Genomic DNA, 17,940 nt, shown 5'->3' on the forward strand with positions numbered 1-17,940 from the left:
GAACGGCCTCCGGCTCGCAGGATCTAGATGATCCGGCGAGCCGGAGGTGTTTCCGCGTGCCGGAGGGCCGCGTCGGCCGACGTGCCGAGCCTCAGTTGAGGATGTCGCCGATGATCCAGCTGGAGAGGCCGACCAGTGTGCAGACGCCGACGACGACCCAGGCGACGGTGCGGCGGGTGGACCGGGCCACGGCCTCCGAGGTGCGCGGGGTCGGGCGCAGCGGCGCTACGTAGGCGGGCGGCGCCTCCGTGGCGCCGGGGACCAGCCGGGGGAGGGTCGCCGGGCGGCCGTCGACCCAGTCCGCGGGCAGCTCGGCGGCGCGGGCGGCCTGCAGCGTCAGCTCGGCTCTGAGCGGCGAGCCCTGGAGCGAGCAGTAGGCGACGGCGGTGAGGCCGAGGCCGGCGAGGTGACGGAGGGTGGGCGCGAACTGCTCGGACATCGCCGCGGTCAGCTCGCCCACGCGGTCGCCGTCGAGGCGGATCTCCACGAGGCCGCCGACGGGGTGGAGCGTCACGAGGAGGAGCCCGCGGCCGCCCTCGGGGACCACGCCGGCCAGACGGACGAAGTGCTCGTCCTCGCGCTGCACCTGCACGGCACGGCCCCAGGGCAGGATCGAGTAGCGCTCCTGGGGCGGAGCGTTGAGCGGGATCAGCAGCTCGGGGGCGACGAGGGCGACCGTGACGGAGGCGCGCAGTCCCTCCTCCGTCCGCTCGGCGCGGAGCCGGGCGGTGGTGCTGGGGGCGGCGCGACTCGCGACCACGCGGGAGAGCCCGGGAAGCGCGGGGGAGCGACGGTAGGCGTCGGGGAGGTAGCCGATCACGCGTCCGCCGGCGCGGACCGAGACGGCGGGAGTGCCGGTGGGGTGGTCCGGCTCGGGCACGAGGACGACGTCGAGGATCTGATCCGAGATCTCGCCCACGCGCAGCGGGCGGCCGACGACGGCGGCGATCTCCTCGATCCGCTCCGCCTCGTCGACGGCGTCGACCGTGGGGGTGCCGGCGGAGTGGGGGAGGCGGTACTCGACGTGCTCGGGCGCGGTGTCCGGCAGCCTGCGCTTCTCCTGCTCGTCCGGGTCGCCGGGCGCCGAGTCCTCCGCGGAGCGGCGGGCGTCGGTCCAGGCGGTGCCGTCCCACCAGCGCATCGACCCCGGGTGGGCGTCATCGCGGTACCAGCCCGCAGGTGCGGCGCGTTCGTCGTCCACCGGGTCCCCGTTCTCTCGGCCCGTCGAGTCTACGAGGGGCCTGCGGCGTCCCTCCGCTAGGCGGGGGAGGCCGCGACTCCGCAGAAGTCGCGGTAGTCGCGCCCGACTACCGCAACTCTCGGGGAGTGGAGCGAGGCCGGGAGGCGGAAGCACCTCGGAGTCCGCAGAAGTCGCGGTGCTCGCGCTCGACTACCGCGACTTCGGAGGAGTGGGGGAGGCGGCGAAGTGCCGGGTGCCGCGGTGGCGGCCGGTGCGCTCAGAGGGCCGGGTTCTCGTCCGCCGGGTCCTCCGTCGCGAAGGCGACGAGTTGAGCCGGGGCGCCGGCGCAGTCGCGGAGGGCCGGGGCGGAGTCGAGGGCGCCGGCGAGCAGTCCGCTCACGTGCCGGGCGTGCCCCGGGTTGATCGGCGCGGGGTCCTCGAGGACCTCCACCAGTCGGTGGAGCACGGCGCAGGTGTCCGGACGCGACATGCGATCCACCGTATTGACGGCCCTCGCCGCCCGGTAGAGGCGATTCGCGCCAGACCCCCCGTCTACGCTTCGGACATGACTCGATTCGAAGGCTCCGTCGTCCTCGTCCTCGGTGCCTCCGGCGGGCTCGGGCGGCTGATCGCGGACGAGCTGGAGCAGCGCGGCGCGACCGTGGTCCGCTCCGGGCGCCGCGGCGCCGACCTCGGCGACGCGCCGCTCGTCGCCGATCTGCTCGGCGAGGACGCCCCGCAGCGCCTGGTGGTCGAGGTCCTCCGCCGACACGGGCGCCTCGACGGCGTCATCGTCGCGGCCGGCGTCGTGGCCTTCGGCCCCTCGGCCGAACTCGATCCGGCGGTACTCGAGGAGCTCGTCGACGTGAACGCCCTGGCGCCGATCCGCGTGCTCACGGCGTCGTTCGCCGCCCTGTCCGCCTCCGGGAATCGGCCCTTCGCGGTCACGATCAGCGGGGTGGTCGCCGAGGCACCGACCGCCGGTCTCGCGGCGTACTCCGCCTCCAAGGCGGCCCTGTACTCGTTCGTCCGGGCATCGGCCCGGGAGTATCGGAAGGCGGGCGTCCTCCTGCTCGACGCGCGGCCCGGCCACACGGAGACCGCGCTGTCGCAGCACCCGCTGGCGGGCACGGCTCCGCGTTTCGGCGCAGGGCACTCGCCGGAGTCGGTCGCGGCGCGCATCGTCCGCGCCGTCGAGGACGGCGAGACGGACCTGCCGCCGGCGGCCTTCGACGCCTAGACGAGTCCGGGAACAGAAGCGGTCGCTCGTCCCTCCACAGCCGCGGGATCGCCCGGCCCTCCCCAGATCTCGGGATCCGGCGCCGGAGCGAGCGCGGCCCTCGCCACCATCGACGCATGGGAATCCGTTATTACGCTTACGCCTTCGATGCCGATCTGACCGAGCGCGCGCTCGCCGACCCTCGGAGCGTGATCGGCGAGACCGCACTGGCCGGCGCCTGGGGGATACCGCACGGCGCCGCGATCGAGGCCGCCGACCTGCCGCAGCCGGTGCCGGAGGACGACATGCTCTGCCTCGACCGGGCGTGGTCCGGGTTGCAGGCGCTGACCGCTCCGCGCTCGCCGGGGCAGCCGCCGCGGCCGGCGCACCGGATGCTGGAGGGCCGGGTCTCGCTGCGGGGGATGTGCTGGGACCCGTGAACGCGCGCCGTTCTCCCGGGCGAGGTCCCCGAGATCGCCGACGATCTCCTCGCGCTCCGGCAGGAGCTCGAGGAGGGCCTGTCGCAGCACCCCGAGGGGGAGCAGCTCGGGCAGTACCTGGACCGCGCCGTGGACTTCGCGTCCCGGATCGCGCGGTCGGGTCGCGGCTTCGTCTACCTGATCGGCTAGCGCGTGCCTCGCCCGGACCGGCCGGCGCGAGAGGGCGGACACCCGCCGTTCACCCCGGCGTCGCTCGGTGCCCCTAGCGTCGCTCCGTGCCCTCCGTCTCCGATCGCTCCCTCAGCTCCGACGCCGTCCTCGATGCCGCTCCCGACGCCGCTCCCGATGCGGCTCCCCGCGGCGCCCTCGTGCCGACGCCCGAGCTGCTCCGCTCGCTCACGCCCGAGGACGCCCGCGATCTCGTCGTGCTCGACGAGGACGACGACGATCCGGTGCTGCTGCGCCGCGACGGCACGCAGATCGACACCTGGCGCGAGGGCTACCCCTACGACGAGCGAATGTCGCGCGAGGAGTACGAGGCCGGCAAGCGGCTGCTGCAGATCGAGCTCCTCAAGCTCCAGAACTGGATCAAGAAGCACGGCCGGCGCCTGGTCGTCGTCTTCGAGGGGCGCGACGCCGCGGGCAAGGGCGGCACCATCAAGCGCTTCACCGAGCACCTCAACCCGCGCGGCGCCCGGGTCGTCGCGCTCGAGAAGCCGACCGAGCGGGAGGGCACGCAGTGGTACTTCCAGCGCTACGTCTCGCACCTGCCCGCCGCGGGCGAGATCGTGCTGTTCGACCGCTCCTGGTACAACCGGGCGGGGGTCGAGCGCGTGATGGGCTTCTGCACTCCGGAGCAGTACGACGAGTTCGTCCGGCAGACGCCGCTGTTCGAGAGCATGCTCGTCGGCGAGGGCATCGACCTGGTCAAGCTCTGGTTCTCGGTCTCGGCCGAGGAGCAGCGCACCCGGTTCACCATCCGGATGATCGACCCGGTCCGGCAGTGGAAGCTCTCGCCGATGGACCTCGCCTCGCTGGACAAGTGGGACGACTACACCGCGGCCAAGGAGGAGATGATGGCGGCGACCGACACCGCCGACGCGCCGTGGACCATCGTCAAGAGCAACGACAAGAAGCGGGCCCGGCTCGAGGCGATGCGCTACGTGCTGAGCCTGTACGACTACGACGGGCGGGACGACGAGGTCGTGTCGCCGCTCGGGCCGGACCCGCTGATCGTCGGCTCGGCGGCGGACGTCTACGAGCGCGGCGAGCACGCGGCGACCGCTCGGGCCGCCGAGTAGCGCCGGACCGGGGGACGGGATCATGGGGGACACGACCGTGGGGGACGGGATGAGGAACGACGACGGCGTGCGTGATCTGCCGGGGGTGCACCTGCGCTGGCTCGCGCTCGACGAGCAGCGCCTCGACGCCGAGCGGCTGCTGCCGCTGCTCGGCACGGCGGAGCGGGAGCGCTACCGCGCGACGGGGTCGGCGGCGGTGGCGGAGCGCTTCGTCTTCGGCCGCGTCCTGCTGCGCATGCTCGCGGGCGAGCTCCTGGGGCTGTCCGCCTCGATGGTCCGGGTCACCGCCCGCTGCTCCCGCTGCGGCGGTCCGCACGGGCGCCCCTGGATCGAGGGCGCCGAGCACCTCTCCGTCAGCATCGCGCACTGCCCGGGCGCGGTCGTCGTCGCGGCCAGCAGCGCGGGCGTCGTCGGAGTCGACGTCGAGCCGGTCGCGGGTCCGCCCGAGCGCGGCGTCGCGATCACGCGGATCGCCGGCGCTCCTTTCGCCACGGGCGGGTTCCGCGCGGCCGACCCGATCCTGCACTGGACCCGCATCGAGGCCGCGCTGAAGGCCGACGGCCGCGGGCTGGACGTCGACCCGCGGCGCGTCCGGATCCACGAGTCGCGCTTCGCCGCGGAGGCCCGGATCGACACCTCGCGCTTCCGGCTCGCCGAGCCGCACCTCGACCCGTCGCTCCGGGTCAGCGTCGCGCTGGGCGACTCCGTCGGCGGTGCCGGTCCGATCATCGGCTGGCGCCGCGAGCACGGCGACGCGCTCGAGGACTCGCTGGTCTCAGCGGGCGGCCGGTAGCGGCGGCAGCCGCACGTCGACGAGCCAGGCGTCGAGCAGCGACTCGACCGCCGTGACGGCCGTGCCGCCCGAGATCGCCGAGCCGCCGGCGACCTCGGCGCAGAGCGCGCGGAAGTCGTCCTCGCTCGCGGTGGCGGACGCGTGCCGCGCGGTCCAGGTGCGCAGGAGCCGGAAGAACGCCTCGTCGCCGAGCCGGAGCCGCAGCGCGTGCAGCGTCAGCGCGCCCCGCTTGTAGACGCGGTCGTCGAAGAGGTCCACCGGTCCTGGGTCGCCCAGCACGAGGTCCTGGCGCTGGAACCGCAGGAGCGCGTGGTGCCGGCGGGCCTGGGCGTCGACGCTGAGTCCGCCCGACTCCTCCGACCACAGCCACTCGGCGTAGCAGGCGAAGCCCTCGTTCAGCCAGATGTGCTGCCAGCGGGCGAGGCCGACGCTGTTGCCGAACCACTGGTGCGCGAGCTCGTGGGCGATCAGCCGCTCCGAGCCGCCGCGGCCGTCGACGTGGTTCGCGCCGAACACGGCCATGCCCTGCGCCTCGAGCGGGATCTCCAGCTCGTCCGCGGTGACCACGACGGTGTACTGGCGGAACGGGTACGGGCCGAAGACCCGGGAGAAGAACGCGAGCATGGCGCTGAGCGGTGCGAAGTCGCGGGCGACGCGCGCGGCCAGCGCGGCCGGGCGCGCGAGCGTGACGGCCACTCCGGAGAGCAGGCGGTCCTCGAGCACGTAGCGGCCGATCTGCACCGACGCGAGGTAGCTCGCGGTCGGCTCCAGCTGCTCGTAGAGCCAGGTGCGCCGGCCCGAGCGCTCGCTCGTCTCGAGCAGCACGCCGTTCGCGAGCACGGAGTAGCCCTCCTCCGCGCTCACCCGGATCCGGTAGGTCGCCTTGTCGGCGACGTCGTCGTTGCAGGGGTACCAGGTCGACGCGCCGGAGGGCTGCGAGGCGACGAGCACGCCGTCGGTCAGCTCCTCCCAACCGAGCTCGCCCCAGTGGCTGGCGCGCGGCCCGGGGTGCCCGCCGTACTCGATCTCGACGACGGCGCTCGCGCCGGCCTCGAGCGGCTCGGCGGGGGTGATCCGGAGCTTGTGCGACGCCTGGTCGCTGCGCGCCTTGCGTCCGGCGACCCGCACCCGCGTCGCCCGGAGGCGGCTGAGATCGAGCGAGAAGCGGCGCAGCGGCTGCAGCGCGACGATCCGCAGGGTCGCGCGGCCGGCGAGCCGGTTGCTCGAGACCCGGTAGTCCAGGTCGAGATCGTAGGACTCGACGCGGTAGCCGGTGTTGCCGATGCCGGGGAGGTACGGGTCGCCCGCCGTCTCCAGGCCGGTCTGCGCGTCGCTCACGCGACGGGCGCGTGGTAGTCGCCGACGCGGACCTCGCGCCACGGGCCGATCGGGTTGCCGCTCCAGCGGCTGCCCGCGGGCACGAGCTCGCCGCGCATGACGAGGGAGGCGGGGCCGACCGTGCCGTGCGCCGCGATCGTCGCGGCGGGGAGGATCACGCTGTGCGGGCCGAGGGTCGCGCCGGCGTCGAGACTCACGAGATCCATGCTCATGATTCGATCATGGAACAGGTGGGTCTGCACGACGCAGCCCCGGTTGACGGTCGCTCCGTCGCCCAGATCGACCAGATCGGCCTCCGGGAGCCAGTAGCTGTCGCACCAGACTCCGCGGCCGACCCGCGCGCCGAGGCTCCGCAGCCACCAGACGAGGGCGGGCGTTCCGGCCGCGGCGTGCGCGAACCACGGCGCCGCCACCATCTCGGTGAAGGTGTCGGCGAGCTCGCTGCGCCAGACGAAGGAGGACCACAGCGGCTGCTCGCTCGGCCGCACGCGCTGGATCAGGAGCCACTTCGCCCCGGTCGAGACACCGGCGGCGACCGCACCGGCGGCGAGGAGGACGATGCCGCCTGCGACCGCTGTCGCGATCGCCCCGATCACCGGCACCAGTGCCAGCAGGGCCGCGACGACGCCGAGTCCGATCGCCATCGAGACGACGACCGGCACGAAGCGCAGCAGCTCCCAGACGATCCGGGCGGCGCGGAGGCGCGCGGCCGGCCGGAACGTGCGCGCCGACTCCGCCTCGACCACCGTGCGCCGCAGCCGCACCGGTGGCGAGCCGAGCCAGGACGAGCCCGCCTTCGACTTCCGGGGGGCGGAGGAGAGCACCGCGACCAGTCCGCCCGCCGGCACCGTGTGGCCGGGCGCCGCCATCCCGGAGTTGCCGAGGAAGGCGCGCTCGCCGATCTCCGCGCGGGCCAGCCGCATCCAGCCGCCGCCGAGGGCGTAGGAGGCGACGAGGGTGTCGTCGGCGAGGAAGGCGCCGTCCCGGATGGTGGTCATCGCGGGCAGCAGCAGCACGGTCGAGGCCTCGACGTCGCGGCCGACCTTCGCGCCGAGCAGCCGCAGCCACACCGGCGTGAACAGGCCCGAGTAGAGCGGGAAGAGGAGGGCCCGGGCGTGGTCGAGCAGGCGCTCCGTGGACCAGACCTGCCAGCCGATCCGGCCGCGGACGGGATGCGTGCCGGCCTCGACGCCGCGGCCGAGCAGGCGCACGAGCACGACGACCAGGCCCGCCAGCACGACGCCGGTGACGGCGACCGCGGGGACGAGGGCGGCGACGGCGCGGGGGAGCGCCTCAGCGAGATCCGCTGCGCCCTGCACGGCGAGGGCGAGCACGCCGAGTCCCGCCGCGAAGGAGACGACCGGCACGGCGGCGAGGCCGACCGCCGAGACCGCGTAGGCCCAGACCCACGGCGTCGCACGCGGCGGGCGCTCGGCGGGAAAGCCCGCGCTCGCCTTGCCGAGGCGCTGCGCCGGCGAGCCGCCCCAGCGCTGGCCGGCCGGCACCCGGCCGAAGACCGCGGAGCCGGGCTCGATCTGCGCGTTCTTGCCGATGCGGGTGCCGGGCAGGAGGGTGCTGCGGGCGCCGACCGTGCTGCCGGCGCCGACGCGGACCGCGCCGACCCGCAGGACGTCGCCGTCGATCCAGTAGCCGGAGAGGTCGACCTCGGGCTCGATCGCCGCGCCGCGGCCGAGGGTCAGCATCCCGGTGAGCGGCGGGAGCGAGTGCAGGTCGACGTCGTCGGCGATCCGGGCGCCGAGCGCACGGGCGTAGTGCGCGACCCAGGGTGCTCCGGCGAGGCTGACGGCACCGAGCTGGTGGGCGATCCGCTCGGCGAGCCACAGCCGCAGGTGCACCCCGCCGCCGCGCGGGTGGTCGCCGGCGCGCACCCCGCGCAGCAGTGCGCGGGCGGCGAGGACGGTGAGGCCCATCCGGCCGAACGGGGTGCAGAAGAGCGCGAACGCGACGACGAGCCCGGGCAGCGGCACGGTCGGCAGCCAGCCGAAGCCGGGCAGCAGGTCGAGCAGGGCGCAGACCGTGAGCACGACCGTCGTCCAGCGGGCGCCGCTCAGCACCAGGAGCGGCGCGCCGAGGAAGGTCTGCAGCACCTGCATCCGGCGCGGGACCGGGGCGATCCGGTGGCTCGAGACCTCGCCGGCGCCGGTCGCGCGACTTGCGATCTCGGCCGACATCGCCGCGAGCCGGGGGTGCGCGTAGACGTCGGCGACGGTGAACTCGGGGTCCTGCTCGCGGATCCGGGCGACGAGCTGGGCGGCGGCGAGCGACCCGCCGCCGAGGTCGAAGAAGTTCGCCCTCTCGTCGACCGGGACGCCGAGGACCTCGCGCCAGAGTCCGGCGAGCCAGGCGGTCCCGGCGTCGAGCCCGGGGTCGGCCGCAGTGCTCTCGGGCAGCGGCCAGGGCAGAGCGGCCCGGTCGACCTTGCCCGACACGCGCGTCGGCAGCTCGTCGACCACCGCGAGCAGCGGGACCAGGGCGGCCGGCAGCTCCTCGCGCAGCCGCGTCAGCGCCGCGTCGCGGTCGAGCTCACGGCCGCCGGCGAGGGCGAGGTAGCCGACGAGCACCTGGATCCCCGCGCCGGTGGTGCGGACGGCGGCCGCGGCGCCGGAGACTCCTGGCAGGCCCTGTAGCGCCGCCTCGACCTCGCCGAGCTCGATCCGCCGGCCGCCGAGCTTGACCTGGTCGTCGGCACGGCCCTGGAAGACCAGCCCGGCGCTCTCGAAGCGCACGAGGTCGCCGGAGCGGTAGGCGCGCTCCCAGCCCAGCGTCGGCGCGGGGGCGTACTTCTCGGCGTCCTTCGCCGGGTCGAGGTAGCGGGCCAGGCCGACGCCGCCGATGATCAGCTCGCCGACCTCGCCCTCGCCGACGCGGCGGCCCTCGGGATCGACGACGGCGAGCCGCCAGCCGTCCAGCGGCAGGCCGATCCGCACCGGGCCGGGCCCGCCGAGCGGAGCGGCGCAGGCGACGACGGTCGCCTCGGTGGGGCCGTAGGTGTTCCAGACCTCGCGGCCGTCGACGGCCAGGCGCTGGCCGAGCTCGGGCGGGCAGGCCTCGCCGCCGAAGATGAGCAGGCGGACGTTCTCGAGCGACTCGGCGGGCCAGAGCGCGGCGAGGGTGGGCACGGTCGAGACGACGGTGATGCCGTGCGTCGTCAGCCAGGGGCCGAGGTCCATCCCGCTGCGCACGAGCGAGCGCGGCGCGGGCACGAGGCAGGCGCCGTGCCGCCAGGCCAGCCACATCTCCTCGCAGGAGGCGTCGAAGGCGACCGAGAGGCCCGCGAGCACCCGGTCGCCGGGCCCGAGGGGCTCGGCCTGGAGGAAGACGCGCGCCTCGGCGTCGACGAAGGCCGCGGCCGAGCGGTGGCTGACGGCAACGCCCTTCGGCGTGCCGGTCGAGCCCGAGGTGAAGATGATCCAGGCGTCGTCCTCGAGGGTCGGCGGCTGCAGCAGCGGGATCGAGGCGGTGCTGGGGTGCGGTGCCGACCCGGTGAACAGTCGCGCCGGCTCCGCGTCGGCGCGCTCGAAGCGTCCGGAGCCGGTGACGACACCGCGGACGGCGGCCTCGCCGAAGACCAGTCGCGCCCGCTCCTCGGGGTCGTCGGCGTCGACCGGGACGTAGGCGGCACCGGCGGCGAGGATGCTGAGGATCGCGAGGTAGAGCTCGCGCGAGCCACTCGCCATCCGCACGCCCACCCGGTCGCCGCGGCGCACCCCGGCGGCGGTCAGCTCGGCGGCGGCGGAGACGACGCGGGCGAGCAGCTCCCGGTAGCTGAGGGCGCCGGCGGGATCCTCGAGCGCGGAGGCGTCGGGGTGGCGCTCGGCGGTGTCGCGGAGGACGTCGATCAGGGTGCGCGGTGCCGGGGCGAGGGCGCCGGCGTCGAGGAGGTCCTGAGGATGCGCGTCCGTGCTCACGAGTGCTCTCCGTTCCGGCCGCGCGTCCGGGAGCGGGTCGGCCGGGGCGCCACGGTAGGGGCACCCGGTGTCGCGGAGGTGAACAGCCGGTGCCCCGCGCGGACGCGGAGCACCGGCGGTCGACCTAGTGCGCGACGACCGGGCGCGGGCCGTCCGTCTCGGCGGGGCGCTTCACGAAGAAGGCGGCGACGATCGCGGCGGTCGCGATCGAGGCACCCCAGACGAATGCGGAGTGGATGCCGCCCGCCGTGGCGACGACCTCGTCGACGCCCTCGCGGGCGAGCGCGGCCGACTGCACCGAGAGCACCGTGACGAACAGAGCCGTGCCGGCCGCGCCGCCGAGCTGCTGGACCGTGCCGATGATCGCGCTGCCGTGCGAGTAGAGCGCGGGGCGCACCGAGCCGAGGCCCGCGGTGAACAGCGGAGTGAAGACCAGCGCGAGGCCGAGGCTCAGCACCACGTGCAGGGAGAGGATGAACCAGGAGACCGAGTTCTCGTCGAGCGTCGTGTAGCCCCAGAGCGCACCGGCCACGATGATCGAGCCGGGCACCAGCAGCACCCGCGGGCCGAAGCGGTCGTAGCCGCGGCCGACGAACGGCGCGAGCAGACCCATCAGCAGCCCACCGGGGAGCAGCAGCAGGCCGGTCTCGAGCGGGGTGAGGCCGAGCACGTTCTGCGTGTAGAGCGGGAGCAGGATCAGCGTGCCGAAGAGCGCGGACATGCTCACCGCCATCATCACGATGACCACGGTGAAGTTTCCGGAGGAGAAGGTGCGGAGGTCCAGCAGTGCGCGGTCCGTCTTCTGCAGCAGCAGCTGGCGGACGATGAAGGCGGCGAGCGCGACACCGGCGACGACGAAGGGCACCCAGGGAGCGACGATCGCCTCGCCGCCCTCGCCGAGGCTGCTCAGGCCGTAGACCAGGCCGCCGAAGCCGAAGACTGAGAGGACGACGGAGAGCGAGTCGATCGGGATCTTCCGCGGCTCGGTGACGTTCTCGACCTTGCGGAGGCCCAGGATGAGCGCGCCGACGGCGATCGGCAGCACGATCCAGAACATCCAGCGCCAGCTGAGGAAGTTGAGGATGACGCCCGAGATCGTCGGCCCGACGGCGGGTGCGACCGAGATGACGATCGAGATGTTGCCCATCATCCGGCCGCGGATCGCCGGCGGCACGAGGGTCATCACGGTGGTCATCAGCAGCGGCATCATGATCGCCGTGCCGCCGGCCTGCACGACGCGCGCGGCCAGCAGGACCTCGAAGGTCGGCGCGAGCGCGGCGCTGAGCGTGCCGAGGCTGAAGAGGGTCATCGCGGCGGCGAAGAGCGTGCGGGTGTGCAGCCGCTGGATCAGGTAGCCGGTGATCGGGATGACGACCGCCATCGTCAGCATGAACGCGGTGGACAGCCACTGGCCCACGTGAGCTTCGACACCGAAGTCGCGCATGAGGTCGGGCAGCGCCACGCTCATGATCGTCTCGTTGAGGATGACGACGAAGGCCGAGACCAGCAGCAGGCTGATCACCAGGCGGCTGCGCGGATCGAGCGCCGTCGAGGGCGTGTCGGTCGCGGCGGCGGGCCGCGTCTCGGGAAGGGTGCGCTCGGTCACAGGTGCGTCTCCGGTCGTGAAGGGGATCGTCGTGAGGGGGCGCATCGCCAGGGTGACGTCGATGCGACGGGTGGTACGAGACTCAGAACACTGCCAGGCGCCTCCGACATTCCCGATCGGCCGACATCCGTCGCACATCCGGCGTGTCGGCCGCGAGGCGAGCGGTGGCGCGACGGCGCACCGCCGCCGCCGTTCTGCACGCTGGTCGACTAGCCCCGCAGGGGCGTACCGCATGCGGGTCGAGCAGTCCCGCAGGGCCTGTCGCGACTGCATGCTGGTCGAGTAGCCCCGCAGGGGCGTATCGAGACCCACCGTCCCCAGCAGGGCAGGTCTGCAACCTCTCCTTCGACGCCGGTGGATCCCGATACGCGGCCTGCGGCCGCTACTCGATCAACATGACGCTCGACTGATCGTCACTCGCCAGGAGCCGGATCCCCGATCAGGCACCGACCGGTCGCGAGCGGCGCGACGACCGCCCCGAGGTACCTCCGGTCGCCGTCCTCGCCCGAGGCCTTGTGCCGGTACTGACCCACGAGGCAGGAGTCGCCGACCCTCACCGCGACGAAGACCGCATCGGCCCTCTTGTCGGCGGTCGTGATGTCGGCCGTGACCTCGAGACCGGCCCGGTCCACGCCACCGGCGATCAGCGCCCGCGTCAGATCCGCGCCGCTCGGGTCGCCGATCGACGCGACCGTCGCGCTGTTGATCGCATCGAACTCCTCGAGATCGAGAGGCACGGCCGGACCGGGTCCGTCGACGCTCGGGACGGCGCTCGGAGCGGGCGACGGCGGTGCGGATCCGTCGATCGGCGGCAGTCCGAGTGCGCAGCCGCTGAGGACGGCGGTCACGACCGCGAGGACGGTCGCCGCCCTGGCGCCGCTTCGGGAGGGCGCCTGCGTCCGCTCGCGACTCCTCATCTGCATACCGACCGATCGTTCTTCTGCAGGATCGTCGTCGTCCTGGTCCGTGGAGGACCCTAGGCACGATCGACAGCCAGAGCCTTCCCGGCGCAAGAACTCGAGGACATCGGCGCACGACGTCTGGTCAGCGGGTCGGGCCGCACGCACATGCTGGTCGAGCAGCCTCGCAGGGGCGTCTCGAGTCCTGCCCCGTCGGTAGGTGAGCGCTGAGGGCCCTGCTCCTGACGGTGGTGGATCTCGATACGCCCGCAGCGCGGGCTACTCGATCAGCAGGGAGGAGGTGTGCCTGCTCCACTCCTCACCAGCAGGGAGGAGGTGCACTCGCGCCGCGCCCTACGCCCGCGCGAGCACCGCCGCGAACGCGTCTGCCGCCGCGTCCGCGTCCGCGGGCGTCGACTCCGCCCCGAAGCTGAACCGCACCGCCGTCTGGGCGACGGCCGGCTCGAGCCCGAGCGCCAGAAGCGTCGGCGACGGCTCGTCGCGTCCGGCCGCGCAGGCCGAGCCGCTGGACACCACGACGCCGCGCTCCTCCAGCGCGAGCAGGATCGACTCGCCGCTGCGTCCCGGCACGACGAACGACGCGATCGAGGGGAGCCGCTGCTCCGCCGCCCCGAGCGGCACGGCCCGCGGCACCTCCGCCGCCACCCGCGCCGCGAACGCGTCGCGCACCGCCGAGACGCGGGCCCCCCGCGCGGGATCCACGAGCTGCACCGCCGCTCCGAGCGCCACCGCGAACGCCACGTTCTCGGTCCCCGAGCGCCGCGCCCGCTCCTGCCCGCCGCCGTGCACGAGCGGCTCGAACGGCACGCGACTGCGCAGCAGCAGCGCCCCCACGCCCTTCGGCGCCCCGAGCTTGTGCCCCGAGATCGACACCGCGTCCGCGCCGAGTCCGACCAGGTCGATCCACCCCGCCGCCTGCACCGCGTCCACGTGCAGCGGGATCCGGTGCGGCCGGCAGAGCGCCGCGATCGCCGGCACGTCCTGCAGCGTGCCGATCTCGTTGCTCGCCGCCAGCACCGAGACCAGCGCCGTGTCCGGTCTCAGCAGTGCGGCGAGCGTCGCCAAGTCGAGCCGCCCCGCGCCGTCCACCGGCGCGACCGACACCTCGAAGCCGTGCAGCCGCCGCAGATGATCGGCCGACTCCACCGTCGCCTCGTGCTCGATCGCCGAGATCACGACGTGCCGGCCGCGTCCCGCGGCGAGACCGCCGAGCGCGATGCCCTTGACCGCCGTGTTGATCGACTCCGTCCCGCCCGAGGTGAAGAGGACCTCCGAGCCGCGCCCGCCGAGGAAGCGCGCCACGTGCCGCCGCGCCTCCTCCAGTGCGCGCGCCGCCGACGCGCCGAGCGCGTGGCTGCTCGAGGGGTTGCCGTACTCGCCGGTGAGGTACGGCCACATCGCCTCGAGCACCTCGCGGCGAACGGGCGAGGTCGCCGCGTGGTCGAGGTAGATCACGCGGCCGGAGCCTCGATCGCGATGTCGAGGCCGAGGTCGAGCGAGCGGACGCTGTGCGTGAGCGCGCCGACGGAGATCACGTCGACGCCGGCCTCGGCGATGGCGCGGACCGTGTCGAGGTTCACCCCGCCGCTCGCCTCGACCACGGCCCGGCCGCCGATCAGGGCGACGCCCTGCGCCAGCTGCTCGGGCGTGAAGTTGTCGAGCATGATCGTGTCGGCGCCGCCGGCGAGGGCCGCGCCGATCTGCTCGAGCCGGTCGACCTCGACCTCGATGTGCGTCGTGTGCGAGACAGCTGCGCGCGCAGCGAGCAGCGCCTCCGTCAGGTCGAGACCGCGCTGGGCGAGGATCGCGAGGTGGTTGTCCTTCGCCAGGATCGCGTCCGAGAGTGAGAAGCGGTGGTTGTGCCCGCCGCCGCTGCGCACCGCGTGCCGCTCGAGGGCGCGCAGCCCCGGCGTGGTCTTCCGGGTGTCGACGATGCGCGCACGGGTGCCCGCCACCACCTCGACGTAGCGCGCGGTCAGCGTCGCGATGCCGCTCATCCGCTGCACGAGGTTGAGCGCCACGCGCTCGCCGCGCAGCACCCCGCCGGCCGGGCCGTCGATCCGCGCGAGGACGTCGCCGGCCGCGAAGACCGTGCCGTCCGCGGCGACGTCCTGCACGCGGATCCGCGAGTCGGCCTGCAGGAAGGTGCCGAGCAGCACCGCGCCGCCGCTGAAGACGCCGGGCTCGCGCGCGACGAGCGCCGCGGAGGCCGTCGCGTCCGCGGGCAGCAGGGTGTCGGAGGTGAGGTCGCCCCAGGGGGCGTCCTCCTCCAGGGCCAGGGTGACGATGCGCTCGATGCTCTGACGGGTCAGCACGGGACGGCGACCTTTCTCGTACCGGCGACGCGGTAGGCGCTCGCCGAGGGGTGGGGGTGGTCGGTGCGGTGGTGGGCGCCACGCGATTCGGCGCGGGCGAGGGCGGCGTCGATCAGGGCGAGGCCGCAGGCGCGGAGGTTCGCGTCCTCGAGGGTCGCCCGGGACAGCGCGGCGGGGGAGCCGGCGGCGGCCAGAGAGGTCCGTGCCGTCTCGAGGCCGGCGGCGTCGCGCGAGAGTCCCGCGCCCGTCCAGAGCGTCTCCTGCAGCTGCGCGCGGTCGAGCGCGAGCGGCACGAGGGCGGAGGGCTCCGGCGCCTCGGACGAGGGCACCGCGGGCGGTCCGTCGAGCGCCGCCGCGACCCGCCGCGCGAACACGACACCCTCGAGCAGGCTGTTCGACGCCAGCCGGTTCGCGCCGTGGACGCCGGTGCAGGCGACCTCGCCCACGGCGAGGAGCCCGGGGAGGCTGGTCCGCCCGTCGAGGTCGGTCGCTATCCCGCCCATCCAGTAGTGCGCGGCCGGAGTCACGGGGATGAGGTCGTCGGCGAGCGAGAGCCCGCCCGCGCGGCAGGCGGCGGAGATGGTGGGGAAGCGGTGCGCGAGCACGTCCGCGGGGATCGCCCGCGCGTCGAGGTGCACCGGCAGTCCGGCCTGGAGCAGCATCCGCTCGGCGATCGCACGGGCGACCACATCGCGGGGCGCCAGCTCGGCGTCCGGGTGCACCCCGACCAGGAATCGCTCACCCGCGGCGTCGCGCAGCACCGCGCCCTCGCCGCGGACCGCCTCCGAGACCAGGAACCCGCCGGCCAGCGCGAGCCAGGTGGGGTGGAACTGGTAGAACTCCAGGTCGGCCGTCTGGGCACCGGCCCGGAGCGCCGCGGCCAGGCCGTCGCCGGTTGCGACCGCGGGGTTCGTGGTGTGCCGGTAGAGCTGCCCGGCCCCGCCGGTCGCGAGGACGACCGCGTCGGCGTCGATCCGCTCGACCCGGCCGTCCCGCAGCACGTCCACGCCGGTCACGGCGGGTCCCGGCCGCACCAGGTCGACCAGCACCGTCTCCTCGAGTACCGTAACGGCGGCGGCGCGCACCGCGGCGACGAGCGCCTCCTCGATCGCGGAGCCGGTCGCGTCGCCGCCGGCGTGCAGGATGCGCGGCCGCGAGTGCGCCCCCTCCAGACCGCGGGCGAGCTCGTCGCCGTCGCGGTCGAAGCCGACGCCCCAGGCCTGCAGCGCGGCGACCGCCGCCGGGCCCTCGGCGCAGAGCACCTCGACGGCCGAGCGCGAGCAGAGCCCGGCGCCCGCGGTCAGGGTGTCCTCGACGTGCAGCGCGACGGAGTCTCCCGCCGCGGTGACGGCGGCGATCCCGCCCTGCGCGGCGCGCGTGCTCGACTCCGCGAGCGCACCCTTGGTGACGAGGACGACCTCGTGCCGGCGCGAGGCCAGCAGGGCGACGACCAGGCCGGCGATCCCGCTGCCGACCACGACGACGCGGGCCATGTCACACCCCCGCGACGGGAGCAGGAGCAGGAGCGGGAGCGGTCGGCGCGGCCGGCGGCACCGCGGCGAGCATCCGCTCGAGTGCCACGCGCGCCTGGTCCTGCACGGAGTCGTCGACCGAGATCCGGTTGTGCACCGTCCCCGCGACCAGTCCCTCCAGCACCCAGGCGAGGTACCCCGGGTGGATCCGGTACATCGTCGAGCATGGGCAGACCACGTCGTCGAGGCAGAAGATGGTGTGCTGCGGGTACTGCACCGCGAGGCGCTGCACGAGGTTGATCTCGGTGCCGATCGCGAAGGTGCTGCCCGCCGGCGCGGCCTGGATCGCCTTGACGATGTAATCGGTCGAGCCGTACTCGTCCGCCGCGTCGACGACCGCCATCGGGCACTCCGGGTGCACGATCACGCGGACGTCCGGGTGCTGGAGGCGTGCGCGCTCGATCTGCGCGACGGTGAAGCGCTTGTGCACCGAGCAGAAGCCGTGCCAGAGGATGACCTGCGCGTCGAGCAGCGTCGCCTCGTCCGAGCCGCCGCCCGGCTTCCGCGGGTTCCACATCGGCATCCGCTCGAGCGGAACGCCCATCGCCTTCGCGGTGTTGCGGCCGAGGTGCTGGTCGGGGAAGAAGAGGACCCGCTGCCCGCGCGCGAACGCGTCCTCGAGCACGGTGGTCGCGTTCGACGAGGTGCAGACCACGCCGCCGTTGCGCCCGCAGAACGCCTTGAGTGCCGCGGAGGAGTTCATGTAGGTCACCGGGATCAGCGGCACCCGGCCGTCGGCGTCCGGCTCGGTGCCGTAGAGCTCGGTCAGCTCGGCCCACGCGTCCTCGACCGAGTCGATGTCGGCCATGTCCGCCATCGAGCAGCCTGCGGCGAGGTTCGGCAGGATGACCGCCTGGTCCGGCCGGGAGAGGATGTCCGCCGTCTCGGCCATGAAGTGCACTCCGCAGAAGACGATCGCCTCGGCGTCGGGCCGGTTCGCCACCGCCTTCGCGAGCTGGAAGGAGTCGCCGACGAAGTCCGCGTACTGCACCACCTCGTCGCGCTGGTAGAAGTGGCCGAGCACGACGACCCGCTCGCCCAGCGTCTCCTTCGCCGCGAGGATGCGGCGGTGCAGCTCGTCGGCGCTCGCCGCGGTGTACTCGTCGGGCAGCCGGCCCTGCACGGGCGACGCCGCCGGGATCGGGTCCGCCTGCGAGGCGCCGGGTCCGTAGGCCGGGAGGCCGAGGTCGAACGCCCAGGGCGCCTCGGCGAGCTCGGGTGCGCAGGTCGCGCCGGGGGCGGCTCCCCGCTCGATGAGCTGGATGGTGCTGTCGACCGATGTCACGGTGTCTCCTCGATGGTGCGGTTCGGACGGGGGCGGCGGCCGGTGCGGGGCCGGCGGCGGCCTGGTGCGGGCGGCGGCCGGT

General features: G+C 74.4%; 14 protein-coding genes. 4 read left to right on the top strand and 10 right to left on the bottom strand.

Translation table 11 applies throughout. The annotated features are described in order from the left end of the window. Nucleotides 1-91: 91 nt before the first annotated feature. Complete coding sequence (locus tag C1I64_RS20305) at nt 92-1,201, bottom strand: DUF2510 domain-containing protein (protein ID WP_208645078.1); 1,110 nt, start codon at nt 1,199-1,201, stop codon at nt 92-94. A gap of 256 nt (nt 1,202-1,457) precedes the next feature. Then, nucleotides 1,458-1,670, bottom strand: a complete 213-nt coding sequence (locus tag C1I64_RS02935; RefSeq protein WP_123445428.1) for a hypothetical protein — start codon at nt 1,668-1,670, stop codon at nt 1,458-1,460. 75 nt (nt 1,671-1,745) lie between these two features. Between C1I64_RS02935 and C1I64_RS02940 the strand changes: the two genes are divergently transcribed. The 4 genes from C1I64_RS02940 (at nt 1,746) to C1I64_RS02955 (ending at nt 4,933) form a co-directional block, all read left to right on the top strand. After that, on the top strand, nt 1,746-2,420 hold the full coding sequence (locus tag C1I64_RS02940) for an SDR family NAD(P)-dependent oxidoreductase (protein ID WP_127886146.1): 675 nt from the start codon (nt 1,746-1,748) through the stop codon (nt 2,418-2,420). 116 nt (nt 2,421-2,536) lie between these two features. Continuing rightward, nucleotides 2,537-2,839, top strand: a complete 303-nt coding sequence (locus tag C1I64_RS02945) for a hypothetical protein (RefSeq protein WP_127886147.1) — start codon at nt 2,537-2,539, stop codon at nt 2,837-2,839. A gap of 383 nt (nt 2,840-3,222) precedes the next feature. Continuing rightward, entirely contained in the window at nt 3,223-4,140 is a 918-nt protein-coding gene (gene ppk2, locus C1I64_RS02950) for a polyphosphate kinase 2 (RefSeq protein ID WP_425272931.1), read from the top strand. Nucleotides 4,141-4,189: 49 nt separating this feature from the next. Then, nucleotides 4,190-4,933, top strand: coding sequence for a 4'-phosphopantetheinyl transferase family protein (locus tag C1I64_RS02955; protein ID WP_164874423.1), 744 nt, complete (start codon nt 4,190-4,192; stop codon nt 4,931-4,933). On the opposite strand, the gene C1I64_RS02960 is transcribed toward C1I64_RS02955, so the two are convergent. The 8 genes from C1I64_RS02960 to nadA all read right to left on the bottom strand — a co-directional run bounded on the left by C1I64_RS02960 (nt 4,916) and on the right by nadA (nt 17,858). Then, nucleotides 4,916-6,271, bottom strand: coding sequence for a M1 family metallopeptidase (locus C1I64_RS02960; protein WP_244209391.1), 1,356 nt, complete (start codon nt 6,269-6,271; stop codon nt 4,916-4,918). The genes C1I64_RS02955 and C1I64_RS02960 overlap by 18 nt on opposite strands. Beyond that, nucleotides 6,268-10,200, bottom strand: coding sequence for a Pls/PosA family non-ribosomal peptide synthetase (locus tag C1I64_RS02965; protein WP_127886149.1), 3,933 nt, complete (start codon nt 10,198-10,200; stop codon nt 6,268-6,270). The genes C1I64_RS02960 and C1I64_RS02965 overlap by 4 nt, the downstream gene beginning before the upstream one ends. A 124-nt stretch (nt 10,201-10,324) precedes the next feature. Further along, nucleotides 10,325-11,851, bottom strand: a complete 1,527-nt coding sequence (locus tag C1I64_RS02970) for a DHA2 family efflux MFS transporter permease subunit (protein WP_127886150.1) — start codon at nt 11,849-11,851, stop codon at nt 10,325-10,327. Between the two features lie 368 nt (nt 11,852-12,219). After that, nucleotides 12,220-12,654 (bottom strand): DUF6993 domain-containing protein, encoded by a 435-nt coding sequence (locus tag C1I64_RS02975; protein WP_127886151.1) that lies wholly within the window; start codon nt 12,652-12,654, stop codon nt 12,220-12,222. 405 nt (nt 12,655-13,059) lie between these two features. After that, entirely contained in the window at nt 13,060-14,181 is a 1,122-nt protein-coding gene (locus C1I64_RS02980; protein ID WP_127886152.1) for a cysteine desulfurase family protein, read from the bottom strand. Continuing rightward, entirely contained in the window at nt 14,178-15,041 is an 864-nt protein-coding gene (gene nadC, locus C1I64_RS02985; protein WP_127886153.1) for a carboxylating nicotinate-nucleotide diphosphorylase, read from the bottom strand. The genes C1I64_RS02980 and nadC overlap by 4 nt, the downstream gene beginning before the upstream one ends. Then, the gene (nadB, locus tag C1I64_RS02990) at nt 15,035-16,534 is read right to left on the bottom strand and encodes an L-aspartate oxidase (protein ID WP_127886154.1); all 1,500 of its coding nucleotides are present in this window, start codon (nt 16,532-16,534) and stop codon (nt 15,035-15,037) included. The genes nadC and nadB overlap by 7 nt, the downstream gene beginning before the upstream one ends. 1 nt (nt 16,535) lies before the next feature. Beyond that, nucleotides 16,536-17,858, bottom strand: a complete 1,323-nt coding sequence (gene nadA / locus C1I64_RS02995; RefSeq protein WP_127886155.1) for a quinolinate synthase NadA — start codon at nt 17,856-17,858, stop codon at nt 16,536-16,538. Nucleotides 17,859-17,940 lie beyond the last annotated feature (82 nt).

This window comes from Rathayibacter festucae DSM 15932, from assembly GCF_004011135.1.
GTDB lineage: Bacteria > Actinomycetota > Actinomycetes > Actinomycetales > Microbacteriaceae > Rathayibacter > Rathayibacter festucae.

What these genes read in the sequence shown, in the direction of transcription:
- C1I64_RS02935 (WP_123445428.1), bottom strand. Translation starts at nt 1,670, where the DNA reads ATGTCGCGTCCGGACACCTGCGCCGTGCTCCACCGACTGGTGGAGGTC.
- C1I64_RS02940 (WP_127886146.1), top strand. Translation starts at nt 1,746, where the DNA reads ATGACTCGATTCGAAGGCTCCGTCGTCCTCGTCCTCGGTGCCTCCGGC.
- C1I64_RS02945 (WP_127886147.1), top strand. Translation starts at nt 2,537, where the DNA reads ATGGGAATCCGTTATTACGCTTACGCCTTCGATGCCGATCTGACCGAG.
- C1I64_RS02955 (WP_164874423.1), top strand. Translation starts at nt 4,190, where the DNA reads ATGAGGAACGACGACGGCGTGCGTGATCTGCCGGGGGTGCACCTGCGC.
- C1I64_RS02970 (WP_127886150.1), bottom strand. Translation starts at nt 11,851, where the DNA reads ATGCGCCCCCTCACGACGATCCCCTTCACGACCGGAGACGCACCTGTG.
- nadB (WP_127886154.1), bottom strand. Translation starts at nt 16,534, where the DNA reads ATGGCCCGCGTCGTCGTGGTCGGCAGCGGGATCGCCGGCCTGGTCGTC.